Origin of the sequence: Mesorhizobium sp. CA7, from assembly GCF_020165015.1 — a bacterium.
GTDB lineage: Bacteria > Pseudomonadota > Alphaproteobacteria > Rhizobiales > Rhizobiaceae > Mesorhizobium.
In genome coordinates, this window is the sequence record NZ_JAIUHH010000030.1 from 1 (window position 1) to 26601 (window position 26601).

Sequence of the window (26601 nt, forward strand, 5' to 3'; positions counted from 1 at the left end):
ACTCCCCTACTCCCCTACTCCCCTACTCCCCTACTCCCGAGCATCATGTCCTACCAATCGCCCATCTCCCCCGGTCGTTCCTGGTATGAGGATACGGTCGGATCCCGGCCTGAATATCCGGCGCTCGACGGCGACCGTATTTGCGACGTCGTCATCATCGGCGGCGGCTTCACTGGCTTATCGGCAGCCGCGCATTTGGCGAAGGCCGGCGCGGATGTCGTGCTGATCGATGCCTATCGCTTCGGCGATGGCGCGTCGGGGCGCAATGGCGGGCAGCTCGGCACCGGCCAGCGCGCCTGGGCGGAAGAATTGGAAGCCGAATACGGCCTTTCCCGGGCCAAGGCGCTGTTCGACCTGGCCGAGGAAGCCAAGGCGCATCTGCTGGACTTCGCCGCCGCCAACGCGATCGACATCGACTATATGCCGGGTCAGCTTTCGGTGGCGCACAAGCGGCGTTATGTCGACGACTACAGGCGCCACGCTGAGATCATGGCGAGCCGCTTCGGCTACCCGCATATAAGCTTCATGGACGCGGCGGAAACCGCGGAAAGGCTGGGCTCGACACGCTACTTCGGCGGCACGCGCGACACCGGCACGGGGCACATCCACCCGCTGAAACTGGTGATCGGCACGGCGAAGGTGGCGGCGGCCGCCGGCGCGCATCTGTTCGAGCAGACGCCGTCCACCGGCATCGTTTCCAATGGCGGCAAGGTGACGGTCACGACGCCCAGGGGCACGATCACAGCCGACAAATGCCTGGTCGGGGTCAATGCCTATGGCGGCAATCTGGAGCCGGTGAGCGCGGCGCACATCATGCCGATCGGTTCCTTCATCGGCGCGACCGTGCCGCTCGGCGCCACTTCCAAGGTGCTGCCGGGCGGCGAGTCGGTCGATGATTCCCGCTTCGTGGTGCGCTATTTCCGCAAGTCGAAGGACGGCCGGCTGTTGTTCGGCGGCCGCGAGATCTATGCCGTCAACGATCCGAAGGACATCCATATTCACATCCGAAGGCAGATCGCCGAACTCTACCCCGACCTTAAGGATGTCGAGATCACGCATGGCTGGGGCGGCTATGTCGGCATCACGGTGCCGCGAAAGCCGTTCGTGCGCGAAGTGATGCCGAAAGTGATTTCGATAGGCGGTTATTCCGGCCACGGCGTCATGCTGTCGAACTTCTTCGGCAAGCTCTATGCCGAGACCGTTGCCGGCAATCGCGACCGCTTGAAACTGATCGAGGATCTGAAAATCCCCGCCTTCCCAGGCGGCCGGCGTTTGCGCGCGCCGCTCTTGTTCCTGGCGCTGAATTGGTTCGCGTTGCGTGACAGGATTTAAAGCTGGCTGCCCAGCCGAAGCCGCCGATTCGACGCCGGCGGCTTCCACGCGGCAGGTTGTGGAAGCCTTAACAGGCACGCAGAATTTCGCAATTTGGCTCACTCATGCCATAATCAGCAGTAAAAGGTGCGATCATGGGCGAAAATCCGGGGATTTCGCGGGCTTTGTCCGCAGTGATTTAGGGACCGATGCTGATCGAAGCCGATCGTTACGGCAATGATCGAAAGAACGTCGGCCCGCTTGTTGGAGGTGGTTTGAGTGAACGAGCCCTTCAGTTTCGGCGCGCCGGAACGGCAGCGCTTTACAATGCAGTTCGGCTATAACGTACGGCCATCCTTCTGGCAGAAGGTACAGTCGAACGCACATCTGGTCATTGCAGCGGTCGGCACCGCCGCGCTGATCGGCGTGGCCGCGGTGGCGCTATGGCTATGCTTTCCGGGCAGCGACCGGCAAGTGGCCGCGGCGAGTGCCGAGCAGACCGTTCCGGCGATTCCGGTGAAGACCACGAAAGTCGCTCCGGCGGCAGCGGCTGTAACCGTGGCGACGGCGCCGCAGGCCGCGCGCAAGGGGGACGCGGTAACGCCCACGACGGCGACCCGCGAAGCCAACATTCCGGCCCTGGCATCAAACAACCCCCGCTGGACGGCTTCCGACGCCAAGACGCCACCTGCCCCGGCCGAGAACCAGCCAGCTCCATCCAAGCAGGCCGCCGGCGCGGCCCCCGCGCAATCGACCGATACCGCCTTTGCCGAGGCCGATGCCGAGAACGACGCCGCGAACGCGCTGTCGCAGGTCGCCGGTTCCGCCAGCGAGACAGCAGCGGCAGCGAAGAAGCCGGGCGACACGATGGATGGCGCCCAAACCGCCGCCATTCCCGAAGCCAAGCCGCAGGTTCCAGATACGCAGCCGGCAGCGACGGACAGCTCGGCGCAGCCTGAGTCGAAAGCTCAAAAAGCCAGCGCGGCCGCAAACGGGCGCGTCTTGAGGGCCGTGACCATGCGCTCAGGCCCGAAGAAAGGTGCCGCCGCAATCACCACGGTGCCGGCCAAGGCATCGGTGCAGGTGATGAATTGTAAGAAATGGTGCGAGATCGTCTATAACGGCAAGCACGGCTGGGTCTACAAAAGCTACATCAAGACCGGCGCGTGAGGCCAAGCAGCCATCCGAAACGGCGTCTTCTGCGTTCAAGCCGGCGATTTGCCAGGAAGGACTTGTGTTCCTCGAACGGCACTTCGTAGAGGCCGCAAGTAGAACACCCTTCCTTCTTGCCGCACGCTGGTATCCAGCATCTGACATCGTGCGTCCAGGCAAGCGCGACCCTCTCCAGATGAAGATTGCCGGAGCTCTTCAGCAGGATCAGTTCTCCGGGGACAGCCGTCTGCTTGATATGATCGGAGACTTCCTTCGGGGTGCGAAGCTCGATCAAACGGCCACTGTCCCGATCCGCCTGGCTGGCGCGTGAGCGGTGGGCATTGTCGCCGGTGTAGATGACCTCGTCGGCGAGGTCGCGCGCGATACCGTAAGCGGCGCCATACTTTCTCGACGAACCGGTGTAGTCGGAAATCTGTCCGACGACGATCCGTTTGCGAACGGCCTTGGCTTTGGCCATCATCTCGAACGCTATGTTCAGCGAATGCCAGGGCGCTTTGGCGGCATCGACTATGAACTGTGGACCCCGATCAGTCACCAGCACCGCGCAGCGGTTGGCCAGGGGTTCGAAGGATGCTGTCCTTGCGGCGATTTTTTCCGGCGGGACACCAAGTTCCAGCGCCGTGACGGCGGCGGCGGCCGCCGGCAGCCAGAAGTGCTCGCCAGGAAATCGTGTCTGCATGTCTATGTCGCCGCCGCGCCAGCGAAGTGAAAATCTGAGCAGGTCCGGATAGGCGGCATGGATGTTCGTTACACGGTAGTCCGCGGCTTCCGACTGACCGAAAGTCGCCACGCGGCACCTTGCGCCCGAAGCCATATCAAGCACATGCGGGTCGTCGGCGTTCAAGATCGCGAGTCCGCCCGGCGACAACGCCTCAACCAGCGCTCTCTTTTCCTGGGCGACAGCATCCAGGGTCCGGAATTGAGTGACGTGCTCCAGCCTGACCATCGTTACGATCGCTACATTCGGCTTCAGCATCTCCGCCATCGACCGGATTGAGCCGGGCTCAAACGCGCCGGCTTCGAAGACGACATAGTCGACCTTGCCCGCACGTTTCATCCGCTTGTAGAGCGTGCGGACAAGTGCCTTGAGCGTGTTGGCTAGAACTTGGGTATGGACCGTGCCGTGACTGGCCAGGATATGACCAAGCAAGCTCGTTGCCGTCGATTTGCCGGAGCTGCCGGTTATGCCGATGAAGGTCGCCTTGCTTTGCGCACGCGCACGCTCTGCCCGATAGCGACGCAATCGCCAGCCGAGGTCGTTGCCAATTTCGCGCAGCCTGACCTTAACCACCCGCCAGTTCCCCTACCCCGATCTGTTATTCCTTCGGCGGAACATCAAGTCAAACCGGAGCTCGGCCGGCGCCAATCCATTCGCTCACCGCAACCAGGAGCGGAAACCGCGATGTGCTTCCTGGAGCGGCTCAGATACAACGCCCGCCATCGACCTCCAGCGCCACGCCGGTGATGAAGGCGGCTTCATCCGAGGCCAGCCACAGCGCCGCGTTGGCGATGTCGAGCGGTGTCGAGAGCCGTCCGAGCGGGATCGAGGCGCGGAACTTTTCGCGGATTTCAGGCGTGTCGGCGCCCATGAACTTCTCCAGCATGCCGGTCTCGCCGGCGACCGGGCAGAGGCAGTTGACGCGGATGTTCTTCGGCGCCAACTCGACGGCCATCGACTTGGTGGCGGTGATCGCCCAGCCCTTGGAGGCGTTGTACCAGGTCAGACCCGGCCGCGGCCGAAGCCCTGCCGTGGAGGCCGTGGTCAGGATGACGCCGCCGCCCTGGCGGTCCATGATCGGCACGACGGCAAGCGCCGCGTGGTAGATCGCCTTCATGTTGACAGCGGTGATCAGATCGAAGGTTTCCTCATCGACGCCGAGCATATCCCCGTTGCGATGGGTGAAGCCCGCATTGTTGACCATGATGTCGATGCGACCGAAGGCGCTCTTGGCGGCATAGATCATCTCGTCGAATTCGGAGCGCAGGGAAACGTCCGTCTGGGTCCAGATGGCGCTCTCGCCGATTTCTTCGGCCACCCGCTCGGCGCCCCTTGCGTTGAGGTCGGCGACGACCACGCGCGCGCCCTCTTCGGCAAAGCGCTTGGCCATGCCTTCGCCGAAGCCCGACGCTGCGCCGGTGATGACGGCGACTTTGTTTTCCAGACGCATGGTTTTCCCGCTCTTTGGATTCCGTCGCTTGACGTGACTTTTCCATCTGCCGCCCGGCACGTCGCGCGCCAGGCTACATCTCCCTTAGCTTTCGTCACATTCGCGTTCTATGCTGCAGCCGCGAACGCTTCCGGAAGCCATGGCTTGCCGACAGGCCTGCCGGCGGCGTGAGTGTCGGGAAACATGTGGACCGATGCAAGTGCAAGCCATTGGTCCTCGCATGTGACACCATGGCACTGGAAAATTTAAATCGATTAGAATATACCAACCACGCTGCCGGCGCCCGGCATCAAATCGGACTGACCATGACCAGCCAGATCATCCCTGTCGACCCATTCGACTTCATCATCTTCGGCGGCACCGGCGACCTGTCGGAACGCAAGCTCCTGCCATCGCTCTACTATCGCCAGTGCGGCCATCAGTTCTCCGAGCCGACGCGCATCATCGGCACCTCGCGCGCCAAAATGACCGATGCCGAATTCCAGGGCTTCGCCAAGAAGGCGATATCAGATCATGTGAAGCCTGCCGATATCGATCCGAAGGAGTTGGAGATATTCCTGGCAAGGCTCTCCTACGTGTCGGCGGACGCAACCACTGGCGCCGGCTTCGACAAGTTGAAGAAAGCAATCGGCGACAGCGACCGCATCCGCGCCTTCTACCTTGCGGTGGCGCCGGCGCTGTTCGGCGACATTTCGCACCAGCTCAAGGAGCACAAGCTGATCACGCCGAACTCGCGCATCGTGCTGGAGAAGCCGATCGGCCGCGACCTCACCTCGGCGCGGGCGCTCAATGACGCTGTCGGTGACGATTTCCACGAAAGCCAGATCTTCCGCATCGACCACTATCTCGGCAAGGAAACGGTGCAGAACCTGATGGCGCTGCGCTTTGCCAATGCGCTCTACGAGCCGTTGTGGAACTCCGCCCAGATCGACCATGTTCAGATCACGGTCGCCGAGACCGTTGGTCTTGAGGATCGCGTCACCTACTACGACAAGGCAGGCGCGTTGCGCGACATGGTGCAGAACCACATCCTGCAGCTGCTCTGCCTGGTGGCCATGGAAACGCCGTCGTCGATGGACGCCGATGCGGTGCGCGACGAGAAACTGAAGGTGCTGAGGGCACTGAAGCGCATCAACGGCAACGAGGCGCCGAAGCACACGGTGCGCGGTCAGTATCGCGCCGGCGCTTCGGCCGGCGGGCCGGTCAAGGGCTATGTCGAGGAGCTCGGCAAGGACAGCAACACCGAGACCTTCGTCGCCGTGAAGGCCGAGATCGGCAACTGGCGCTGGGCCGGCGTTCCCTTCTATCTGAGGACCGGCAAACGGCTCGCCACCCGCGTCTCGGAAATCGTCATCGAGTTCAAGCCGATCCCCTATTCCATCTTCGGCGACAGCGCCGGGCCGATCTTCCCCAACCAGCTGGTCATCCGCCTGCAGCCGGATGAGGGAGTGAAGCAGTTCATCATGATCAAGGACCCGGGACCGGGCGGCATGCGGCTGCGGCAGATCTCGCTCGACATGAGCTTCGCGCAGTCCTTCCAAGGCCGTGCGCCGGACGCCTATGAGCGACTGATTATGGATGTGGTGCGCGGCAACCAAACGCTGTTCATGCGCCGCGACGAAGTCGAGGCGGCATGGAAATGGATCGACCCGATCCAGAACGCCTGGGAAAGCGCCCGGCAGGAAGCTCAGGGCTATACCGCCGGAACCTGGGGGCCATCGGCCTCGATCGCGCTCATCGAACGTGACGGACGGACATGGCACGAGAGCAACTGAGCGAAGTCCGCTACGGCTGGAACGGCTTTGCCGATCGCCAGGACCTGGCGACGGTGCTGGCCGGACAGATTGCCGACCGGCTGGGCAGCGCCATTGCGGAACGCGGCACGGCGCTGCTCGCGGTGTCCGGCGGCACCACGCCGGCGAAATTGTTCGCCACGCTGTCGACCGCGCCCATCGCCTGGGACAAGGTCACCGTGACGCTGGTCGACGAGCGCTTCGTGCCGCCGTCCTCGCCGCGTTCGAATGCCGGGCTGGTGGCGGCGAACCTGCTCCAGAACAAGGCCGCTGCGGCGCGCTTCGTGCCGCTCTACCACGAGGCGGCGAGCATCGAGGATGCAGCGGCGATGGACAGCGAAGCGCTGCGGGCGCTGCCCTGGCCGCTCGACGTGGTGGTCCTCGGCATGGGCGGCGACGGCCATACGGCATCCTTCTTCCCGGATGCCGGCAATCTCGAGGACTTGCTCGACCCGGCCTCGCAGCGGATCGTGCTGCCGGTGCATGCGCAGAGCGGGGGCGAGCCGCGGCTCACGCTGTCGATGGCGCGCATCATCGCCGCCGGTTTTGTTGCGCTCCACATCGAAGGCGAGGACAAGCGCGCCGCGTTCAACGGCGCGATGGGTCCCGGCGCGAAAAAGCCCATCCGCAGAGTGATCGAGGCGGCGCCTAGACCGATAGAGGTGTTCTGGGCACCCTGATTTCAGATGAGGACAGCCCGGCGGCAGAGGGAGGACGTTGCCGGGCTCGAAAGGACGGACCATGACAGCCAGACGCGACATCGAAACCATCACGGAACGCATCCGCCAACGCTCGAAGGCCGGCCGCGAAGCCTATCTCGGCCGCATCGCGGAGGCTTCCAGCCGCACCGCCAACCGCGCGGTGCTGGGTTGCGGCAATCTCGCCCACGGCTTTGCCGTGTGCAGCCCGTCCGAAAAGATCGCGCTCGGTGGCGACCGCGTGCCGAACCTCGGCATCATCACCTCCTACAATGACATGCTGTCGGCGCATCAGCCCTTCGAGACGTTCCCGGCGCTGATCAAGGAAGCCGCGCGGGAAGCGGGCGGCATCGCCCAGGTCGCCGGCGGCGTGCCGGCGATGTGCGACGGCGTCACCCAAGGCCAGCCCGGCATGGAGCTGTCGCTGTTCTCACGCGACGTGATCGCCATGGCGGCGGCGATCGGCCTGTCGCACAACATGTTCGACGCGGCCGTCTTCCTCGGCGTCTGCGACAAGATCGTGCCCGGGCTGGTGATCGCAGCGCTCACCTTCGGGCATCTGCCGGCCGTCTTCATCCCGGCCGGGCCGATGACGACCGGTCTCGCGAATGACGAGAAGGCCAGGATCCGCCAGCTTTATGCCGAAGGCAAGGTCGGCCGCGCCGAACTGCTGGAAGCGGAGTCCAAATCCTATCACGGGCCGGGCACCTGCACCTTCTACGGCACCGCCAATTCGAACCAGATGCTGATGGAGATCATGGGCCTGCACACGCCCGGCGCCTCCTTCGTCAATCCGGGCACGCCGCTGCGCGACGCGCTGACCAGGGAAGCGGCAAAGCGCGCGCTGGCGATCACCGCGCTCGGCAATGCCTATACTCCGGTCGGGCGCATGATCGACGAGCGCTCGATCGTCAACGGCGTGGTCGGCCTGCATGCCACCGGCGGCTCGACCAATCATACGATCCACCTCATCGCCATGGCCGCCGCCGCCGGCATTGCGCTGACCTGGCAGGACATTTCCGACCTGTCGGAGGCCGTGCCGCTGCTCGCGCGCGTCTATCCGAACGGGCTTGCCGACGTGAACCACTTCCACGCGGCAGGCGGACTCGGCTTCCTGATCCGCGAGTTGCTCGACGAAGGCCTGTTGCACGAGGATGTGCAGACGGTGTGGGGCGAAGGCCTGCGGCCCTACGCGGTCGAGGCGAGGCTTGGCGAAGACGGCAGCGTCGTGCGCGAAGCGGCGCCGCTCAACAGCGGCGACGAGAAGGTGCTGGCGCCGGTCAAGAAAGCGTTCCAGCCGACGGGTGGCTTGAAAGTGCTGGCCGGCAATCTCGGCCATGCCGTGATCAAGACCTCTGCGGTCAAGCCCGAACGTCGCGTCATCGAGGCGCCGGCCAAGGTGTTCGACAGCCAGCAGGGCCTCAATGACGCTTTCAAGGCCGGCCAGCTTACCGGCGATTTCATTGCTGTCATCCGGTTCCAAGGGCCGAAGGCCAACGGCATGCCGGAACTGCACAAGCTGACCACGGTGCTCGGCATCCTGCAGGACCGCGGCCAGCGCGTGGCGCTGGTGACCGACGGGCGCATGTCGGGCGCTTCCGGCAAGGTGCCGGCAGCGATCCATGTGACGCCGGAAGCGGTCGAGGACGGACCGATCGCCAGGATCCATGACGGCGATATCATCCGGCTAGACGCCGATGCCGGCACGCTGGAAGTGCTGGTGCCGGGGACGGAATTCGCGCTGCGCCGCACGGCCGACGCCGACCTCATCCGCAACGAGTTCGGCTTCGGCCGCGAGCTGTTCGCAGGCTTCCGGCAGTTGGTCGGGCGGGCCGATCATGGAGCCGCCGCGTTTGGCAACGCCTGACGTCTTCCCCAATGTGCCTTACGAAAAAGGGCGGCTCGGAGCCGCCCTTTTTCGTTCGTTCGCTAACCACGCCTACTGAACGGTGATCTCGGTGCGCTCGCCGGCCTTGATCGTCACCGGCAATTCCTTCTCCTGGCCTTCAGCGGACATGTGGCGCACGACCACATAGTCGCCGGCGGGGATCGCCTGTTGCCAACTATCGCCGTAGGTCAGGCCCAGCGACTTGCGTTTGCCTTCGATGTCCTTCTTCGACGACAACACCTCGATCGAATAGGCGCCGGGTGCCGACATCGCCAGCACGCCGGCATCGAGCGCGACCTTGATGTCCTGATTGTCGCCGGCCTTGATGCTGAAGGGCTGCTCGACGACGGCAAGATCGAGCGTGGTGAGCGCGACATAGTCGTCCGGCGGCAGCCAGAACTTGCTGTCAGGTCCGTAGGAATGCTCCACGCTTTCACGTGAGCCGTCGATCTTCTTCTTCGCCTTGACGACCTCGAAGCCGATGCCGGAATTGTCGGCCTTGTCGCCGCCGGCGGTGTAGTAGGCGTTGAGCACGGCATGACCGACGCCGACGACGATGTCCTTCTCGACGGTCTGCCCGGCGGCAAGCTGGACGGTCTCGGTCGCAGTGCCGGCGCCGATCTGCACCGTCACCTTCTGCTCGCCGGCGGGGACGGTCGCCTTGGCGTCGCCATAGTGCGTGGTGCTGCCGCCAGGATAGGCGAAGTCCACACGCGCTTCGCCGCTGATCTCCGAGCCCTGGCTAGCATGCGGATGGATGACCAAAGTGCCGGCATTCAGCGTGAACAGCGGGCTGTAGGTCTTGCCAGCCTCTATCTTGATCTTCTGCTCGCTCCTTGCCTCGTCGTCGCGGCCGACGACGATGTAGTCGCCCGGCTCGAGATTGGTCTTGAGCACGCCATATTCGGTCATGACTTGGTCGCCGCGCGTGCCATCGGACTTCGCCTTGTAGATCTCCCAGGCATTGCCGTCGGTAATCGGATCGCCGCCCTCGGCCATGACCACGCTCGGCATGAAATTGAACTCCGGCTTGGCCGATTCGGGCGCGGGAGCCGGCGCCGGTTCGGGCGCCGGCGCCGGAGTCGGAGCCGCGACGGTCTCGACCAGGGCTTCCTGCAGCGCCTTCTCGTCGGAGGCCTGGATGTATTTGCCGCCGGTGTTTTCGGCGAGGCAGGCGATCTGCTTGCCTTCGTCGGCGGTCAGGCCGAAACCGACGACATCGGCGGTGAAGTCGACGCCGCTTTCCTTCAGCACCTTGCCTAGTGCGCAAGGATCGCCGCCGCAGGTCTCGAGCCCGTCAGTGATGAGGACGACGGTGGCCTTGTCCTCGGTGTATTTGAGCGCTTCCGCCGCCTGCTTGACGGCGGCCGTGAGCGGCGTCTTGCCGAGGAATTTCATGCTGTCGGCTGCTGACGAGATGGCGCTGGCTGAACCGGCCTGCGGCGGCACGATCAGCTCGATGTCGTCGCAACTACCTTTGGTGCGATGGCCATAGGCCATGAAGCCGATCTCGTCGTCAGCGGGAACCGACTGCAGCACCGTGCGCAGCGATTCACGCGCGATCTCCAGCTTCGGCTTGCCGTCGATCTGGGCCCACATCGAGCCTGATGCATCGAGGATGATGATGACCTTGTTGGCGGCAAAGCCGAAACTGGTCATCGACAAAAGCAGGAGCGCCGCAGCGACGCTCCGTATCAGTCCCGCCATGGAAATCTCCTGAGAGCAACCCTCGTCCGCGTTGCGAAAGCTATTTGAGGCGGCATTCGGAGACAAGTCCGAAGGCCGGGAAGTCACTCAATAAGTGGTGCGCCGCTCTTCCGAAGGCGGGCGGCCGAACTGCAGCCGGTAGCTCTGGGCGAAATAGGAATGCGAAGTGAAGCCGGTGGCGATCGCCACGTCGAGGATCGGCATGTTGGTCTGGCGCAGCAACTCGCGCGCGCGTTCGAGCCGCAGCCGCATATAATAGCGGCCGGGCGTCACGCTGAGGTGACGCAGGAACAGGCGCTCGACCTGGCGCACCGAAAGCCCAGCCGACTTGGCGAGCTGCACCGCCGACAGCGGCTCGTCGAGATGATCGGCCATCAATTCGACGATGCGCCTCAGCTTTTCCGACTTGCCGGTGAGGTCCCGCTCGGGGCCGACGCGCTGGCGGTCGCCGGCCGAGCGTATGCGCTCGTGCTGGAACTGGTTGGCGACGCCGTTGGCGAGGTTGGAGCCGAAATCGCCGCGCACGATCTCCAGCATCAGGTCGATCGAGGTGGTGCCGCCGGCACAGGTGTAACGCTTGCGGTCGATCTCGAAGACGTTGCCGGTGCAGTTGATGTCGGGGAAACGCTCCATGAAGCCGGCGCGGTTCTCCCAATGGATGGTGCAGCGATAGCCGTCGAGCTGCCCGGCTTCGGCCAGGAGATAAGAGCCGACCGACAGAGCGCCGAGCGCATTGCCGCGCCGGCCCCAGCTGCGCAGCGCCGCCAGAACCTTGCTCTTGCCGGGAAATTCGATGGAGAGGCCGACCGAAACGAACAGGATGTCGACCGGCGGCATGTCGGCGACCGAATAGTCGATCTTCAACGGCAGGCCGTTCGAGGCCATGACCGCGTCGCCGTCGGCCGAGATCGTCGTCCAGCCATAGAAATCGCGGCCGAGCAGTCGGTTCGCCGAGCGGAAGCAGTCGATGGCGGCCGCCAGCGAGAACATCGAGAATTTGTCGACCAAGAGGAAGCCGAACTGGCGGCCGCCCTGAACGGGATCGCTCGTCATCGGCCGCTCGAGAACGGGATGCGACTGGTTCGAGTGGGGCATCCCGCTCTGTCCCTTTATTTCAGCCGCATTTGTGCAGCGCCAAGTGGTTCCACTTGGCTGCAAAATGCTGGGGAGCGGTCAGGTTCGGCAATGCCGAGGCTTTCTCAAATCAGAAGGACGGCCGCTTCAACCCGGCCGCGAGGTAGGCGGAAGCTACAGTGTTCGCCATCAGCATGGCAATGGTCATCGGTCCGACGCCGCCTGGCACGGGCGTGATCGCACCCGCGAGCTTGGCCGCTTCGGCATAGGCGACGTCGCCGACCAGGCGGCTCTTGCCTTCGCCCTTTTCGGGCGCGGGGATGCGGTTGATGCCGACGTCGATGACAGTCGCGCCGGACTTGACCCAATCGCCCTTGACCATTTCCGGACGGCCGACCGCAGCGACCAGGATATCAGCGGTGCGAGCCAGCGCCGGCAGGTCCCTGGTACGGCTGTGGGCAATTGTGACCGTGCAGTTGGCGGCGAGCAGCAGGTTGGCCATCGGCTTGCCGACGATGTTGGAGCGGCCGACGACGACGGCGTTGAGGCCGGAGAGATCCTTGCCGCGCACCCGCTCGATCAACAGCATGGAGCCCGCCGGCGTGCAGGGCACGAAGGCCGTGTCGAGCTCGCCGGTGCCGAGCTTGCCGACATTGATGAAGTGGAAGCCGTCGACATCCTTTTCCGGTGCGATCGTCTGGATCACCTTGCCGGCGTCGATATGGCCGGGAAGCGGCAGTTGCACGAGGATACCGTGGATCGACTTATCGGCGTTGAGGTCGCCGATGATCGTCAGCAACTGTTCCTCGGTGGTGTCGGCCGGCAGCGTATGCTGAAGCGAATGGAAGCCGCATTCCTTGGCGGTGCGCGATTTCGAGGCGACATAGACCTGGCTTGCCGGATCCTCGCCGACGATCACCACCGCAAGGCCGGGCTTGGTGGCTCCTTTGGCCGACAGCTCCGCGGTCAGAGCCTTGACCTTCGAAACCACGTCCTCGGCGACACGCTTTCCATCAATCACTTCGGCCATCACTAACCCTCAGCTTCGCTTCGAGGCCGCATCGATGCACGGCCCCATTTCCCCGATCGGCATTGTCGATCCGCCAAAGCGAGACGCTTGCGGCCGGAATGCAGCGCGGCATTTTCACGAAAATTCGACAAGGCAATCCCGTCAAAGCGTCGTCGGATGCCGTAAACCCGAAACCGGCTGCTTTTATCGAACCGCGAGCCGTCCAGAAATACGGATAGTTCAGAAATAGCGGCGGCGCGTGCGGCTTTCGGTCAGCTCGCGCACGGCCTCGCGGAATTCGCGCAGGCTGGCGCGGATCTGGTCGATCTCGCCTTGCTGGCCGGCAGGGGGCTGGTCGGCGGGGGGCTGGTCGGCCTCGCCCGCGGCCGGCGACCGCGGATGATAGGATGCCGCCGATGCCGAATAATGATCGTCGTAGGGATCGGTCCGGCCGTGGTCCGGCCGGTACGAATAGGAATAGCCCTGCTCGTATGGCGGCCGGAAATTCTCCCGCGCCGAGGGTTGAGCCCGGGGATAGCGTTCTCCCAGGGTGGGCGCCCGCCAGGCGCTTTCAGGCGGGACAGAGTCCATATCGACCGTTTCAGCCGGCTCGCGCCGCACGAAATAGCGAACCGCCGAGGCAAGCGAGCCGAAAAGCCCGGGACGGCCGGCATCGTTGGCCGGTTCCGGCGGCGGCGTGACGGATTTGACCGGAGCCGGTGCAGTCGTCGACACCGGTGGTGGAACCGGCGGTGAAGCAGGCGACGGTGTGAAGGACGCTGCCGGAGACGGCGTGAAGGATGAAGGCGGAGGCGGCATGAAAGGCGGAGCCGGTGCTGGTGTGAAAGCCGGAGGTGGCGGCGGAGCGACAGGCGAAGCCGGCGGCGTGGCGAGTGGTGGCGGCGCCGGTGGGGCGGCCCGATTGGAATTGCTCTCAAGCGCAGAAGGACGGTCTTCAGTCGCGCGACGCGAGCGTGCATTGGCCGTCTCGCGCAGGCTGGCAAGGATGCCGCGCAGCGCGCCGAGGCCGATGCCGGCAAACAGGCCGGCGAACAGCCCCGCCAAGGCCATCAGGACACGCGACGGCCCCTTGGCCTCCAGCGGCGGTTGAGCCGGCGAAAGCACGTTGATGTTGGCCGAATTGACGTTCTTTTGCTCGCCGGTTTCCTTGGCGCGCAGCAAATACTGCTCATAGACCGAGCGCTTGGCGGCGGCTTCGCGTTCCAGCTCGCGCAGCGAAACAAGATTGTTGTTCACATCGCCACTCTGCACCTTGGCCTGGGCCAGGCGCGAGGACAAGTCCTGCTCAAGCTGAACGGAGCGCTTCAGGTCGATCTGCAGCGAGGACGCGATGCGCTGCAGCTCCGCGGTGATGCGTTCGCGCGCGCCGGCAAGCTGGGCGTTTAGCGCCTGCAGCTCAGGATGACGCGGCCCGAACTTGATCGCGGCGCGGTCAGCCTCCTGCTTCAGCGCCGCATATTGCGAGCGCAGCTCGCTCATCATGTTGGAGTTGATCTCTTCCGGCAACGTGCCGCTGAGGACCGAGTTGACGTTCAGCGAGCGTGCCGAGGCGGCGCGGGCGTTCAGCTCGAGCGTGCGGGCGCGGGCGACGGAAAGCTGCTCGTTGAGCTTCAACATCTGATCATCGCTGATCAGGTGGCCCTGCGCGTCGACAAGGTCGTGCGTCGCCCTGAAATTCTCAACGTTGCGTTCGGCCGTCTCGACGCCCTTGCGCAGCTCATCGAGCTTCGACGTCAGCGCGCTCGTCGCACGTCCGGCCATTTCTGACTGGTAGTTGCCGATCTCCCGCTGGAAGACGTCTCTCGTCGTGTTGGCTATCTCTGCCGATTTCTCGCCATTGCGCGTGGTGGCGCTGATGGAGATGACAAAAGTCTTGCCGGTGCGCTCGACCGACAGGCTGTCGGCCAGATTGCCGACGGCCAGCGCCTGGCGACGAATCTCGTCGCTGCCGGCCGGCTGGTTATCCCGCGAAATCATCGAGCGCAGGAACGACGTGACGCCGAGGCCGCCAGACCCCTGACCGTTGAATTCCGGGTCGTTGACGAGGTTGAGCTCCTTGACGACCTCGGCAAGAACCTTGCCTGATGTGACCATCTTGATGCGGGTTTCGACAACGGCCAATGCCGCGTCGGGCTCACCCACCGATTGGGTGAGATCGCGTTCGGCAAGTTTCAGGTCGCCCGGCTCGATGGTTAGCTCGGTCGTAGCTTCGTATTTCTTCGGCGTCGACAGCGCGAGGACTATGCCAAGCGCGGCGCCCAGGATGGTGGTGGACAGGATCAGCGCTTTGGAGCGAGCGATGCCGCCAATCACCTGCACCGGGTCGATCAGCGGTTTCCATTCCTGGGAATCGTCGATAGCAGGTGGTCGGCTTGTATGACGAGGTTCCGGAGCGGCATGCGGTTGGTGGCCTTCCGCAGTGCCCCCGTAGCCCTGCCCTAGTGACGCGGCCCGGTCGTCGCCTGTTTCGACTGGATCCGCCTGATCGTGGTCAAATCCGCCGATTTCGGTGGGGCGCGGATTCAACTTTTCTTCGCGCTCGGAACGCGCGGCGCGATGGCGCGCGGCGGCGTCCTCGCGCCAAGAGGAATTGGCCCGGTCGCCGATCGAAACCGTCTTGTCGTCGCCACGCATGGCTTGGCCGAGCGCGAGCAGGGAACGCTCGCGCCTCCAGTCATCACGGTTATCCCTGTCGACCATTGTCCTGGAACTTGCTCTCTGGCGGCTTGGGCGCGCGGATCGGCCAATCGTTAAGCCACGCTAAACAGGCATAGGAAACAAACGGTTAATTTTGCGCCTCGGCGGGCACAGTTTTCGCCCTTGTTCACCGCATTTCAGGCCGCTGGGACGGCCGCCAGAACGCCGCGTTAAACTTTGCAGCCTATCTATCGCCCGGGTATGACCCAGGCCAGCGACATGCCGCAAAGGCGGAGCTTCGCGCGGATCGGCCACTTCGTGGCCACCCGCCGGAAACTGGTATTCGATTATTTCTCTGCGATCAGCGGCGCCGGCGGTCGGCTGGTGTTTTCGCTCGCCTATTTCATCGCTTTGGCCAACACGCTTTCGATCGCCGAATTCGGCATGTTCGCAACCGCCTCTGCCGCCGGCATCATGCTGTCGCGCATCCTGGCCTTCGGCTTCATCTCGGCGCTCTACCGCACCGCCACCATCCGCCCCAACCTGATCGGCACGTTCACCGCCGGTTTTCTGCTTCTCGGCGTCCTGTCGCTGCCGTTCCTCGCCGCCGCGTCCTACGGCGTCTATCTGATCTTCTTCGCCGATACCGTGCCGTTGCCGGCCTTCGCCGCTGTCGTCTTCGCCGAGGCGCTTTTGTGGCGACCGGTCGAAGTGGCGCTGATCGTCAACAACGGGCTCGGCAAGTTCGGGCGGGCGGCCGTGCTCGCCATCCTGGCGACGGCGCTCAGGGCAGTCGGCGCCATCCTGTTCATGCTTGGCGCGCGGCACACGATCGGTGTGTGGTCGCTGTTCTATATCGGCGCCAATGCCGCCTCGCTCGTCGTCGCCTTCGTCTTCTTCTATCCGCGCCAGCGGCTGAGGCTGCGCGCCGAACTCTATTTCCGGCGGCTCGCCGATTCCGTCTATGTCGCCGGCTCCGAAGTGCTGTTCTATCTGCAGATGGAGTTCGACAAGCTCTTGGTGCTGTCGATCGGCGGGCCGCATCTCGCCGGCATCTACGCCATCATCATGCGGCTGGTCGATCTCACCGCGATCCCGATCCGCACCTTCTCGATGATGCTGGTGCAGCGCATGATGCGGGCGCCGGAGCTGTTGTCGCGGCTGGCGGTCAAGAGCGGCATCGAAGGCGGCGTGTTCCTGGTCTCGACACTCGCGCTCGTGTCGCTCGGCATCGTGCTCCACTTCTTCCCAAACGCGCTCGGCAGGAATGTCGCCGAGGCAGCGCCGCTGGTGGCTCTCGCGGTCTGCGTGCCGGGCTTGCGCAACCTCGTCGAATATCAGGCCGAGCTGCTCTTCGCGCGCGGCCAGACGGCGGTGCGGGCGATCAATCTCGGCCTGCTCGCCGGCTTGAAGGCGGTTCTGCTCACTTATGTGCTGACCACCATCCCCGACACGGCCAATCTGGTCCTGTCGCTCAACATCGTCTTCCTGCTGCTTTATCTCGCCTCGATGCTGCTTACCTATTCGGCCATGCGTCGCCCGGCGAAGGCGATCTGATTCAGGTAAGGCCGGCCTGCAAACAGCGGCTCCCTGCGCTTCCGGTGCTCACGTACTTTAGTACGCTCCGCTCCGGTTCTCGGAAGCCACTGTTTTCGACTCGGCCTGACCTGAATCCCGCGCAGGCTAATCAAGCCCTATCAGGCGGCGGATGCGGCCGGTATCGGTGCCGATGAAGGATTGCATGCCGATCGCCACCTGTTCCGGCGCCATGGTGTCGACGAAGCGGCGGAATTCCTCGTCCGACAGCGGCTCGCCGTTCCAGTGGACGCGGCAGAACTCCTCCGAGCCGTGGAAATGGCCTGCGCCTTGAAGCACGTCGTCGACATAGCGGCCATAGATCATGCATTCGGAGAATTTTCGCGCCGAGCCGACGACGCCGACCCAGTCGCGACCATGCACCTTCTCGATGCGCTCGCACATGGCGTTGACCGTCTCGCGGCGCCAGGCGATCAGCGTCGAGATGTAGTCGTGGCTCGATGGATTGGAGGGATCGATGCAGAGCGCGGCGCCGGCATTGCGCGACCAGATGCGATGCTCGTCATGTCCATCGCTCGCCAGCACGCCGTCACGCCGGAACAGCCGCACCTTGCCGTCGCGCCAGAAGGCGTTCGCGTCGAACGGCTTCAGGAAGGCGACGTCGGAATCGCAGAAGACGAGCACGTCTTCCTTTGCCTGCCCGGCAATGGCGATGCGGCGCAGCTGCTGCACATGCCAGCCGCGCAGCGGCTGCGTTTTCAGGCTCAGCCAGACGCGGCGGCGGAAGCCGCTCAGCGGATCGTCGAACACGCGCAGCCAGCGCGGCAACAGGTCCCGCTCGTCGACAACGCTGCGGCGGCTGCCTTCCAGCTGGCGAAACAGCGCGACATCGCGATGTTCGGTGAGGATATAATGATGCGCCATGCCGGTGACGTGGCGATCGATGGTTTCGCATAAAAGCCGGCAGCGCTCGAAATCGGGAGCGTAGCTTGCGGTGACGATCGCAGCCAAGGGCATGCGCGGCAGCGCTTCGACCGCAGTGGAAGCGTCCGGAACGAAGCGGCTGTTCACCGGCGCGCCTCCAGCGGCAGCGGTATGCGCAACAGCTTCTGCTTGACGACGCGCCACAGGAAGAGCGGATTGCCGACAATATAGCGGCGCCACAGGCGGCCGGGTTCGATCCACAGGCGGAACAGCCATTCGAGCCGCAGCCGGCGCAGCCATAGCGGCGCGCGCGGCACCGAGCCGCTCATGAAATCGAGCAGGGCGCCGACTGCGACCGGCAGCGTGCAATGGCGGCTGTCGATGTGGCGCTCGATCCACAATTCCTGGCGCGGCACACCCATGGCGACAAGCAGCACATCCGGCCGCAGCCTGGCGATGCGCTCGAGGATCGCCGGCTCCTCGGCGGCCGAGAAGAAGCCGTCATGGACGACGACGAATTTGTGCTGCATGGCGAGCGTCGAGAGCTTCGCGCATGCGGCTTCGGCATTGGCGCGCGTCGTGCCGAGCAGCGCCACCGTCAGCGGATGCGACGAGGCCTGCAGGAAGGCCGGAATGAAGTCCGTGCCGTTGAGATTGCTCGGGAAAGGCGCACCGTAAAGCAGCTTTGCCGCCATGTCGACGCCGACGCCGTCGGGCAGGATGAGGAAGTTTTCCAGCGCCTCGGCAAACACCGGGTCGGTGCAGGCAAGGTTGGCGTTATGGGCGTTGAGGAAGCTCACCTTGGTGAAGCGACGCTCGTCGATCAGCCTGGTGAGCAAGGCGATGGCCTCGTCCCAGCGTATGGCCAGCACCGGAATACCCAAAATGGTCTTGAGCATATCAAAGCCGAAAGCGGCGCGCGCGGTGTGCATGTTCACGCGGCCGCCTCCTGCCTGACGGCGCCGAGCTTCTCCAGGCCAAGCCCGATCGCGACGTCGAGCGCCTTGATCTGGCGGCGATGAAAGGCGCTGCCATCCACGTCGCGGACATGGGCCGCAGCCGCCTGCAGCGCCGCCGCGAAAGCAATCGGATCGTCGGTCACTACGCAATTGTCGGGGCGATAGCCGATGCCGCGCAGCGAGCGACTGGTGGCGACGGACGGCAGGCCAAGCTCGAAGGTCTCGATGGTCTTCAACTGCACGCCGCTGCCGGCGGTGCTGATCAAGGGAATGACGGCGGCGCCGCGCACGAAGGCCTGCGCATCCGGAACCCTGCCGACGAAGGAAACGCCGGGATGCGGCGAGCTGATGCCGGAAGGCACAATGCCCGCGATCCTGATGCGGAAATCCGGCTTCAGATGCGGCACGACCTTGGTCAGGAACCACTCGAGGCCGATGCGGTTCGGCTGCCAGGTCCAGGTGCCGATCAGCGCGGCGTCGCAATCGATATGCCGCTTCGCCCTGCTTGTCGGCGCCTGCGCACGGGTGACCAGCGGCAGCACCGCGGAGCGCCGGTCGGAAGCGACGCCAAGTGCCGCGCGGTCTTCCTCGGCCACCGTGAAGACAAAGCGCGCGGCGCCGCAGAGCCGCTCTTCCATGACCTTGAGGAGCCTGGCCTCGCGGCGGAACATCCAGCGCTGAAGCGCGCTGCCGGCCGCGGCCGCATTTTCCTCGGCCGAGCGGTGCTCGACATTGTGCGCGACGAAGACGAATGGACGGTCGGCGAGAACCTTCTCAAAGGCGCCGGCGAACTGCACCGAGTTTAGGACATAGCCGTCGAAGGGACCGGCGCGTTCGATGGCGTCGCGGACTTGCGCATCGGCAACGACACGCAGCTTGACGGAGGAAAAGGTAAGACCGGAGAGAACCGCCTTGCCCACCCAGGCAAGCTTTTGCAGCGGCGACGCGCTTTCGGTGCGCACCTCGACGGCGTCGAGCACGATGGTGTTTTGCGGATCGGACGGGGCTTTGCCCGGCCAGATGAAGCCGATCACCGTCACGCGCACGCCGGCGCGCCGGAGCGCGTCGATGATCGCGGCGTTGGCAATCTCGTAGCCTGAGGCGAGAGCGCCATCAGGCACGATCGATGTGGCGAACAGCAGATGCATCTCACCTATCCTTGGCTGCAGCCGGTAGCAAAACGCGGTGAAGCCTTGATTAAATGGCATTGTCAAAGGCCGAAGACCCGGCTTTTCCGAAGGACGGGCGAGAAGGTGATTAACGAAACGTTATCACCGCGATGCTATCGAGGGCTCAAACCCTCGCTGCTGGAAACGGATGATCCCTTTGCCGTCCGACGCTTCTGTATCGATCGCGGGACGGTCGCCGGGGCTTGCCGCCGAGACCGTCGAGGCGGTCGTGACGCTGCCGACCTTCAAACGGCCAAAGCAGGTGCTGGAAACGCTGGCTTCGCTCAAGGCGCAACGGACCGGCAGGCGCTTTGCCGTCATCGTCATGGAAAATGAGGCCGAGGCGCGCGAGGGCGCCAAGGCGGTGCTGCCCCTGTTCGAAAGCGGCGAGATGCCCGGCATGGTCATCATCGCGCATGAGCGCGGCAATTGCAGCGCCTACAATGCCGGTTGGCAGACGGCGATCCTGCAGTTTCCCAATTTTCGCCACCTGCTGGTCATCGATGACGACGAGATCGCCGAGCCAGACTGGCTCGAGCGCATGTGCGGCGCCGCGGAGACACTTGAAGCCGACGTTGTCGGCGGCCCGCAGGTACCCATCTTTGCCGATGCCTCGCATGCCAGATGGGCCGAGCACCCGGTGTTCGCGCCGCCTTATCGGGAGACGGGCCGCGTGCCGGCGCTCTATTCGTCCGGCAACCTGCTGCTCGGTCGCAACGTGCTTAATGACATGGGACCGCCCTTCCTCGATCTCAGGTTCAATTTCATGGGCGGCGGCGATTCCGACTTTCTCAGCCGGTGCGCGCAAAAAGGCTTCGTGCTCGGCTGGTGCGCCGAGGCAAAGGTCAACGAGACCGTGCCGGCCCGGCGCGTCGAGGCCGACTGGATCCGCGCCCGCAGTCTGCGCAATGGCGTGATCTCGACGCTGGTCGAAAAGAAGAAGCGCGCCGGCACGCCGCTTGCCGGCCTCAAGGTTTTCCTGAAGAGCCTGGCGCTGCTCGCCGCCTCGCCGCTGCGCGGCGCCATCCGGCTGGCGCGCACCGGCTCGCTGACGACGAGCCTCTATCCAGTCTATGTCGCGCTCGGCCGGGTGCTCGCCGAATTCGGATATGCCAATGAGCAGTACCGGCAGCCTGAGAAGAATTGAGCGCGCGCCGCTCGGTGCCGCCTTCACCAGGGAAGGTGTGGCGACGGCTATCGCCGCGCTCCTGTTCACCGTCATCATCGTCTCGTTCCGGCCCTTCCAGCCGGCAGGCGCGGAACTGACCGGCGACGGCGGCGACATCGTCAACCAACTCGGCTTCGGCTCGCTCGGCGCGGTCTCCATCTTCTCGCTGCTGGCCTTCGCCGACCCGCGCGTGGTGCGCTCGCTGGTGAGCCCTTCCTGGGCGCTGATGCTGGGCTTCTTCTTCCTGTCGGTGGTGCTTGCCACCGATCCGCCCGCGGCGATGCGCGCCGCCTCCTTCACCATGATCGGCATCATCACCATGGCGACGATCCTGGTGTTGCCGCGCGATGCCGATTCCTTCGCCAGGATGGTCATCTTCACCGCCGTCGTGGTGATCGGTCTTTCCTATGTCGGCCTGGTTGTCTTCCCGCATGAAGCGCTTCACACCGCCGATTCGCAGGAGCCCGAGCATGCCGGCCTGTGGCGCGGCGTCTTCACGCACAAGAACATCGCCGGTCCGGTGATGGCCTGTTTCAGCTTCGCCGGACTGTACCTCTTCCGGCGCGGCCAGCGCTGGTGGGGCGCCGGCATCTTCTGCGCGGCGATGATCTTCATGCTGCACACCGGCTCCAAAACGACCGCCGGGCTGATCCCGTTCTCGATCATGATCGTCGTGCTGCCCAGCCTCATCGGCATGCGGCTCGGCACGCCGATCCTATTTGCGCTGGCCATCATCGCGACCGCCGTCGGCACGCTCGGCATCGTCTTCATCGCGCCGGTGAAGCATTTGGCGGCAATCTATTTCCCCGATCTCACCTATACCGGACGCACGACGCTTTGGGAGTTCGCCGGCGAGATGCTGGCGAAGAAGCCCTGGACCGGCTACGGCTATGAAAGCTTCTGGGGGACGCCACTGCTGCTCAACCAGGACCAGCCCTTCGACCGGCCCTGGGATATCCGCACCATCGTTCACGGTCACGACGGCTATCTCGACATCGCCGTACTGATGGGCATCCCGGCGCTCTGCGTCGCCGTCTACACCTTCCTGATCGCCCCTTTGCGCGACTATATGCGCATCCCGGCGCGCAAGGAAAACATCTTCCTCGGCGACTTTTTCATGATGGTGGTGCTGTTTACGGCGCTGAACGGTTTCCTGGAAAGCTTCTTCTTCCATCGCGGCGATCCCGTCTGGCTGTTCTTCGTGCTCGGCGTACTCGGCTTGAGACAAGTCTCGCTGCGGCCGATCCCGGTTCGCCTTTCAAACTAATCCTGGCCGATCGATCTCTCGCCGACTGCTCTTTTCCACTGCGGCGCAACCGTCTAAGGAGAGCCTTCTCGGAGGTTTTCATGACGATCAGGCTCATTCTCGCCGGTTGCGGCAATATGGGTTACGCCATGCTCTCGGGCTGGCTGAAATCCGCCAAGCTCGAGCCGCAAGCGGTGTTCGTGGTCGAGCCCAACGCGGGACTGCGCCGGCGCGCCGAACATCTGGGCTGCCGTGCTGCCGCCGACGCCGCCGGCATTCCGGCCGATGCCGTGCCCGATCTCGTCGTCATCGCGGTAAAGCCGCAGGTGATCCGCGAGGTGACGGCGCAGTACAAGCGCTTCGGCGACGGCAGGACCAGCTTTCTCTCCATCGCCGCCGGCACGCCGGTCGCCACTTTCGAGGAAATCCTGGGCGAGCTCGCGCCGGTCATCCGCTGCATGCCGAACACGCCGGCGGCGATCGGCAAAGGCATGATGGTCGTTTTCTCCAACCCGCTGGTCTCCGACGACGTCCGCCGCTTCGTCCTTGAGCTGCTTTCGGCGAGCGGCGTCGTGACGACGATCGACGACGAGGGCCTCATGGACGCCGTGACGGCCGTCTCCGGCTCCGGCCCGGCCTATATCTTCCACTTCATCGAGGCGCTGACGGTCGCGGCCGAGAAGGCCGGTCTTCCCGCCGAAACCGCCAAGCTGCTTGCCATGCAGACCGTCTTCGGCGCCGCCTCGCTCGCCGCGGAAGCAGACGAGGAGCCGGGCGTGCTGCGCCAGCAGGTGACCAGCCCTAACGGCACGACCGCAGCGGCGCTTGCGGTGCTGATGGGCGGCGACCGCTTGACGAAGCTCGTCACCGAAGCCGTGGAAGCCGCGCGGCTCAGGTCGATAGAGCTGGGGAAGTAATCTTCGTTCCGTAGAGCATGTCATCCTGAAGCCGGCGCAGGGCGTAGAGCCTCGTTGTCCGGTCCGGCACGGCATTGTCCTCAGTCAACAACTCGCCCTTGTTCACCGGCTTCAGCACCTTGCCGCCTTCGAGCAAGCCGACCGGGACGGCGCGGACGGCGCCGGCATCGCCGACGGTCATGGTCCAGGAGCGGTAACAAGTCTCGCCGATCGCATCCAGGGTCTCCCCGGCGGCAAGGTCGCGCTTGGCGACTGCGCAGACTTCCGCCACCGGCCTCGGCAGAGGCACCATATCGGGCTTGCCGTAGAGCATGATGCGGGCGGCGGTGAGCGGCACCTCCAGCGAAGTCAGGTGATAGGGCCGGAACAGGCCGTAATAAGGGCCCGTGCCGACATGGAGATCGTCCATGCGTTCGACGACGCGCGGGTGCATCGCCTCGACGATGACGAAAACGCCGGGCGCCACGCCCTTGCCGATCGTGTAATCGACGACGCCTTTCCTCGACAGGAGCCCGCCACGCTCTTTCGGGATCAGCACCTTGGCCAGCTGATCGCGATCGGCCCTGGGGCCGTGCATGCCTGGAACATCCGGGACCAGCCCGGTGGCGTTGGCAATGGCGCACATCTCGACCATGGTCTTCGAGCCGTCGACAAACTCGACCAGCATGCGCGGGTTCATGTTGCGGCGCGCCGCCTCTTCCCGGTAGTCGTCGGGAACCGCGTCGTGGTTGAGCGGATTGTTCTTGCCCTTGCCGGCCGCGACGATGCCTAGCCCAAGCGCCGAGGCGAATTCGATCAGCTCCATGCAGCTTGACGGCTCGTCGCCCGCGCCGACCGAATAGACGACACCCAGCCGGTCTGCCTGCTGCTTCAGGTAGCAGCCGATGGTCACGTCAGCCTCGACGTTCATCATCACCAGATGCTTGCCATGCTCCATCGCCATCAGGTCGAAATCGGCGGCGACGCCAGGTTTTCCGGTAGCGTCGATGACGACGTCGATCAGCGGGTTGGTGACCAGCATCTCGTTCGAGGTGATGGCGATCCTGCCGCTCTCGATCGCCCGGGTAACCATGGAAGCGGTTTCGGCCTCTACCGCCATCGCCTCGTCGCCAAAGGCGATGCGGATCGCCTCACGGGCGGTGTGCGGACGGCGCGTGGAGATGGCCGCGATCGAGATGCCCGGCATCAGCATGCCCTGCGTCACCAGATCGGTCCCCATCTCGCCGGAGCCGATGACGCCGATGCGCACCGGCCTGCCCTCGGCGGCGCGTCGGGCAAGATCGCGGGCAAGCCCGGTCAGGGTGATATTGGTCATGCAACAAAATCCACGGCTTTTTGCTCGGCCGGCAATACAGGGAACGATCCGCGTTTGCCAATCAAACCAGGCTGAAATGGCGTTTTCTTGCGCATGCTTTGCAAGGCCGCAGCAGATTTCGCAGGAGCTTGTGCACGGGCGCTGCACGATTCGCCGTTTCTTTCAGACCATAACCATCGCTGCGCGATTGGAACTGGGAGAGTCCCGACGAGCGCGCCCGGTTTCTGTGCTATTTTTGCTACAGGCTTTAACCCTAATGCCGGAAATCGCAATTTTAGCGGGTGTCTAATCCATTATATGCTCACGTCCCCAAAAAATCTGATAGATACTGGCTGAAAGGTCCGGTGGCAGGCTTGGGCAAATAAGCGCCAATAAAAAAATAATGGCGCGGGGATAGTCACGGGGTAGAAATGACCAGGACGGGTAAAATTACCGTCGGCTGGCGCGTTGCGCTTGCTGTCACGGTGTCAATGTTGGCTTGTGGTAGCGCCAGCGCACTCACACTCAAAGAAGCTGTCGCCGTCGCCGTGGAGTCCAATCCGGAGATTGGACAGGCGATCGAAAACCGCGAAGCGATCGAATTCGAGCTGCGACAGGCCAAAGGCCTTTACCTTCCCAGCGTCGACCTGGAAGCATCGACCGGCGTTCGCCGCCTGGACAACGACACGCGGCGCGCGCTCGACGAGGATCACAAAGCTCTCTATCCGAACGAGGCAGACCTCACCGTCTCGCAGACGCTTTATGACAGCGGCGCAAGGCGGGCGGAGCTGAACCGCCAGGCCTCGCGGGTCGATGGAGCGTCCTTCAGGGTTCTGGAACGGTCCGAGTTCATCGGGCTCGCCGTCGTCCAGGATTATCTGGAATACATGCTGCAGGCTTCGATCGTGGTCGAAGCCAAGAAGAACCTCGGCTTCCATCAGTCCATCCTCAGCGATATCAGGCAAGGCATCGCAGGCGGCGCGCTCAACGATGCCGACCGGCAGCAGGCCGAGGAACGCCTTTATGCCGCCAAGGCGCGGATGCAGGAAGCGACCGAAGAACTCGAGGCGGCCAAGATCCGCTTCTTCAAGAATGTCGGCAAGCCGCTGACCAACGCGTCGCGGCCCGCCGATGTCGCAGCCGCCCTGCCGCGGTCGCTGGACGATGCGATCGGGCTCGCCAGACAGAACAACCCGCGCGTCCATATGGCCAACAGCGACATCGACGCCGCCGCTTCGCTGGTCGACGCGGCGCGGGCGAAATACGGCCCGACGGTTACCGCCGAGGGCGTTGCCCGGGGCGGATATGACATCGACGGCGACAATGGCGACGCGAGCGATCTGCAGGCTCGGGTGGTGCTGCGCTGGAACCTCTATCGCGGCGGCATCGACAAGGCCAACGAACAGGAACAGATTCGCCGCACCAGCGAGCAGCGCCTTGCGCTGCACCAGGTGCTGCGCGAGATCGAGGAAGCCGTCCGGACCTCATGGGACCGCCGCTTCCGCCAGGCGGAGCTGGCAAAGACACTGCGCCAGCAGGCAGCCACCAATGAAAAGCTGGTCGCCTCCTATCGCGAGCAGTTCAAGGTCGGGCAGCGCTCGCTGCTCGACGTGCTCGATGCCCAGAACACGCGCTTCAACACCGCGACGCTGGCCGACACGTCGTCCTACGCGTCGCTGTTCGCGGAATACCGGCTGCTGGCCGCAACCGGCGAATTGCTGAAGACGCTCAACATCCAGCCGGCCAAGCAGGCCGCGGCCTACGCGCGTGAGGAATTCGGTGTGCCGGCCACGGCCGATACCGAGACCTATGCGCGCACGCCGTCGGAGCAGAAGAACGATCTGCCGTTCGACATCCTCGCGCCGGTCAGGAAAAAGTAGCCGATGTAGTATCGATCTTCGGTCCTTCG

20 protein-coding genes are annotated in these 26601 nt (G+C 64.3%); 10 read left to right on the forward strand and 10 right to left on the reverse strand.

The window, feature by feature from the left end; all coding sequences use genetic code 11:
• Window positions 1–45 precede the first annotated feature (45 nt).
• A complete protein-coding gene (locus LB552_RS29040; RefSeq protein WP_224611578.1) occupies window positions 46–1332 on the forward strand; it encodes an NAD(P)/FAD-dependent oxidoreductase in 1287 nt (428 codons plus the stop codon).
• Between the two features lie 258 nt (window positions 1333–1590).
• The gene (locus LB552_RS29045; RefSeq protein WP_224611579.1) at window positions 1591–2481 is read left to right on the forward strand and encodes an SH3 domain-containing protein; all 891 of its coding nucleotides are present in this window, start codon (window positions 1591–1593) and stop codon (window positions 2479–2481) included.
• Here the strand turns inward: LB552_RS29045 and LB552_RS29050 are convergent.
• Together LB552_RS29050 and LB552_RS29055 are read right to left on the reverse strand one after the other, a co-directional pair.
• On the reverse strand, window positions 2465–3775 hold the full coding sequence (locus LB552_RS29050; protein WP_224611580.1) for a Mur ligase family protein: 1311 nt from the start codon (window positions 3773–3775) through the stop codon (window positions 2465–2467). The two genes, LB552_RS29045 and LB552_RS29050, sit on opposite strands and share 17 nt — an antisense overlap.
• Before the next feature lie 130 nt (window positions 3776–3905).
• Entirely contained in the window at window positions 3906–4652 is a 747-nt protein-coding gene (locus tag LB552_RS29055; RefSeq protein WP_095765639.1) for an SDR family oxidoreductase, read from the reverse strand.
• 305 nt (window positions 4653–4957) lie between these two features.
• On the opposite strand from LB552_RS29055, the gene zwf reads away from it, so the two are divergent.
• From zwf to edd, 3 genes are all read left to right on the forward strand, one after another.
• The gene (zwf, locus tag LB552_RS29060) at window positions 4958–6427 is read left to right on the forward strand and encodes a glucose-6-phosphate dehydrogenase (RefSeq protein ID WP_095765640.1); all 1470 of its coding nucleotides are present in this window, start codon (window positions 4958–4960) and stop codon (window positions 6425–6427) included.
• Window positions 6409–7125 carry a 6-phosphogluconolactonase gene (pgl, locus tag LB552_RS29065; protein ID WP_224611581.1) on the forward strand — a complete coding sequence of 239 codons (717 nt, stop codon included), beginning with the start codon at window positions 6409–6411 and terminating at the stop codon, window positions 7123–7125. Before zwf ends, pgl begins: the two co-directional genes overlap by 19 nt.
• A gap of 61 nt (window positions 7126–7186) precedes the next feature.
• Window positions 7187–9010, forward strand: coding sequence for a phosphogluconate dehydratase (gene edd / locus LB552_RS29070; RefSeq protein ID WP_224611583.1), 1824 nt, complete (start codon window positions 7187–7189; stop codon window positions 9008–9010).
• Window positions 9011–9082: 72 nt separating this feature from the next.
• Here the strand turns inward: edd and LB552_RS29075 are convergent, their stop codons facing one another.
• The 4 genes from LB552_RS29075 to LB552_RS29090 all read right to left on the reverse strand — a co-directional run bounded on the left by LB552_RS29075 (window position 9083) and on the right by LB552_RS29090 (window position 15542).
• The gene (locus LB552_RS29075) at window positions 9083–10738 is read right to left on the reverse strand and encodes a vWA domain-containing protein (RefSeq protein ID WP_224611585.1); all 1656 of its coding nucleotides are present in this window, start codon (window positions 10736–10738) and stop codon (window positions 9083–9085) included.
• Between the two features lie 87 nt (window positions 10739–10825).
• Window positions 10826–11833 (reverse strand): GlxA family transcriptional regulator, encoded by a 1008-nt coding sequence (locus LB552_RS29080; protein WP_224532557.1) that lies wholly within the window; start codon window positions 11831–11833, stop codon window positions 10826–10828.
• Between the two features lie 109 nt (window positions 11834–11942).
• Window positions 11943–12842 (reverse strand): bifunctional methylenetetrahydrofolate dehydrogenase/methenyltetrahydrofolate cyclohydrolase FolD, encoded by a 900-nt coding sequence (gene folD, locus LB552_RS29085; protein WP_224611587.1) that lies wholly within the window; start codon window positions 12840–12842, stop codon window positions 11943–11945.
• A gap of 219 nt (window positions 12843–13061) precedes the next feature.
• The gene (locus LB552_RS29090) at window positions 13062–15542 is read right to left on the reverse strand and encodes a GumC family protein (protein WP_224611589.1); all 2481 of its coding nucleotides are present in this window, start codon (window positions 15540–15542) and stop codon (window positions 13062–13064) included.
• Window positions 15543–15740: 198 nt separating this feature from the next.
• On the opposite strand from LB552_RS29090, the gene LB552_RS29095 reads away from it, so the two are divergent.
• A complete protein-coding gene (locus tag LB552_RS29095; RefSeq protein WP_224611591.1) occupies window positions 15741–17036 on the forward strand; it encodes a lipopolysaccharide biosynthesis protein in 1296 nt (431 codons plus the stop codon).
• Window positions 17037–17162: 126 nt separating this feature from the next.
• Here the strand turns inward: LB552_RS29095 and LB552_RS29100 are convergent, their stop codons facing one another.
• Genes LB552_RS29100 through LB552_RS29110 form a run of 3 tightly spaced genes read right to left on the reverse strand, consistent with a single transcriptional unit; the run spans window position 17163 to window position 20046 of the window.
• Window positions 17163–18086 (reverse strand): DUF6492 family protein, encoded by a 924-nt coding sequence (locus LB552_RS29100; RefSeq protein ID WP_224611593.1) that lies wholly within the window; start codon window positions 18084–18086, stop codon window positions 17163–17165.
• Window positions 18083–18877 (reverse strand): WecB/TagA/CpsF family glycosyltransferase, encoded by a 795-nt coding sequence (locus LB552_RS29105; protein WP_140847448.1) that lies wholly within the window; start codon window positions 18875–18877, stop codon window positions 18083–18085. The genes LB552_RS29100 and LB552_RS29105 overlap by 4 nt, the downstream gene beginning before the upstream one ends.
• Window positions 18874–20046 (reverse strand): glycosyltransferase, encoded by a 1173-nt coding sequence (locus LB552_RS29110; RefSeq protein ID WP_224611594.1) that lies wholly within the window; start codon window positions 20044–20046, stop codon window positions 18874–18876. The genes LB552_RS29105 and LB552_RS29110 overlap by 4 nt, the downstream gene beginning before the upstream one ends.
• Before the next feature lie 169 nt (window positions 20047–20215).
• Between LB552_RS29110 and LB552_RS29115 the strand changes: the two genes are divergently transcribed.
• The 3 genes from LB552_RS29115 (at window position 20216) to proC (ending at window position 23398) form a co-directional block, all read left to right on the forward strand.
• Window positions 20216–21214 carry a glycosyltransferase family 2 protein gene (locus LB552_RS29115; RefSeq protein ID WP_224611596.1) on the forward strand — a complete coding sequence of 333 codons (999 nt, stop codon included), beginning with the start codon at window positions 20216–20218 and terminating at the stop codon, window positions 21212–21214.
• The gene (locus tag LB552_RS29120) at window positions 21183–22502 is read left to right on the forward strand and encodes an O-antigen ligase family protein (protein WP_224611598.1); all 1320 of its coding nucleotides are present in this window, start codon (window positions 21183–21185) and stop codon (window positions 22500–22502) included. Before LB552_RS29115 ends, LB552_RS29120 begins: the two co-directional genes overlap by 32 nt.
• An 80-nt stretch (window positions 22503–22582) precedes the next feature.
• Window positions 22583–23398, forward strand: a complete 816-nt coding sequence (gene proC / locus LB552_RS29125; protein ID WP_224611600.1) for a pyrroline-5-carboxylate reductase — start codon at window positions 22583–22585, stop codon at window positions 23396–23398.
• Here proC and LB552_RS29130 read toward each other — a convergent pair.
• Complete coding sequence (locus LB552_RS29130; protein WP_224611603.1) at window positions 23373–24713, reverse strand: NAD(P)H-dependent oxidoreductase; 1341 nt, start codon at window positions 24711–24713, stop codon at window positions 23373–23375. The genes proC and LB552_RS29130 overlap by 26 nt on opposite strands.
• 470 nt (window positions 24714–25183) lie before the next feature.
• Here LB552_RS29130 and LB552_RS29135 point away from each other — a divergent pair, with 470 nt between their 5' ends.
• Window positions 25184–26572, forward strand: coding sequence for a TolC family protein (locus LB552_RS29135; RefSeq protein WP_224532565.1), 1389 nt, complete (start codon window positions 25184–25186; stop codon window positions 26570–26572).
• Window positions 26573–26601 lie beyond the last annotated feature (29 nt).

What these genes read in the sequence shown, in the direction of transcription:
- edd (WP_224611583.1), top strand. Translation starts at nt 7,187, where the DNA reads ATGACAGCCAGACGCGACATCGAAACCATCACGGAACGCATCCGCCAA.
- LB552_RS29115 (WP_224611596.1), top strand. Translation starts at nt 20,216, where the DNA reads ATGATCCCTTTGCCGTCCGACGCTTCTGTATCGATCGCGGGACGGTCG.
- pgl (WP_224611581.1), top strand. Translation starts at nt 6,409, where the DNA reads ATGGCACGAGAGCAACTGAGCGAAGTCCGCTACGGCTGGAACGGCTTT.
- LB552_RS29130 (WP_224611603.1), bottom strand. Translation starts at nt 24,713, where the DNA reads ATGACCAATATCACCCTGACCGGGCTTGCCCGCGATCTTGCCCGACGC.
- LB552_RS29095 (WP_224611591.1), top strand. Translation starts at nt 15,741, where the DNA reads ATGACCCAGGCCAGCGACATGCCGCAAAGGCGGAGCTTCGCGCGGATC.
- LB552_RS29090 (WP_224611589.1), bottom strand. Translation starts at nt 15,542, where the DNA reads ATGGTCGACAGGGATAACCGTGATGACTGGAGGCGCGAGCGTTCCCTG.
- LB552_RS29075 (WP_224611585.1), bottom strand. Translation starts at nt 10,738, where the DNA reads ATGGCGGGACTGATACGGAGCGTCGCTGCGGCGCTCCTGCTTTTGTCG.
- zwf (WP_095765640.1), top strand. Translation starts at nt 4,958, where the DNA reads ATGACCAGCCAGATCATCCCTGTCGACCCATTCGACTTCATCATCTTC.
- LB552_RS29040 (WP_224611578.1), top strand. Translation starts at nt 46, where the DNA reads ATGTCCTACCAATCGCCCATCTCCCCCGGTCGTTCCTGGTATGAGGAT.
- folD (WP_224611587.1), bottom strand. Translation starts at nt 12,842, where the DNA reads ATGGCCGAAGTGATTGATGGAAAGCGTGTCGCCGAGGACGTGGTTTCG.
- LB552_RS29080 (WP_224532557.1), bottom strand. Translation starts at nt 11,833, where the DNA reads ATGCCCCACTCGAACCAGTCGCATCCCGTTCTCGAGCGGCCGATGACG.
- LB552_RS29120 (WP_224611598.1), top strand. Translation starts at nt 21,183, where the DNA reads ATGAGCAGTACCGGCAGCCTGAGAAGAATTGAGCGCGCGCCGCTCGGT.
- LB552_RS29055 (WP_095765639.1), bottom strand. Translation starts at nt 4,652, where the DNA reads ATGCGTCTGGAAAACAAAGTCGCCGTCATCACCGGCGCAGCGTCGGGC.
- proC (WP_224611600.1), top strand. Translation starts at nt 22,583, where the DNA reads ATGACGATCAGGCTCATTCTCGCCGGTTGCGGCAATATGGGTTACGCC.
- LB552_RS29110 (WP_224611594.1), bottom strand. Translation starts at nt 20,046, where the DNA reads ATGCATCTGCTGTTCGCCACATCGATCGTGCCTGATGGCGCTCTCGCC.
- LB552_RS29135 (WP_224532565.1), top strand. Translation starts at nt 25,184, where the DNA reads ATGTTGGCTTGTGGTAGCGCCAGCGCACTCACACTCAAAGAAGCTGTC.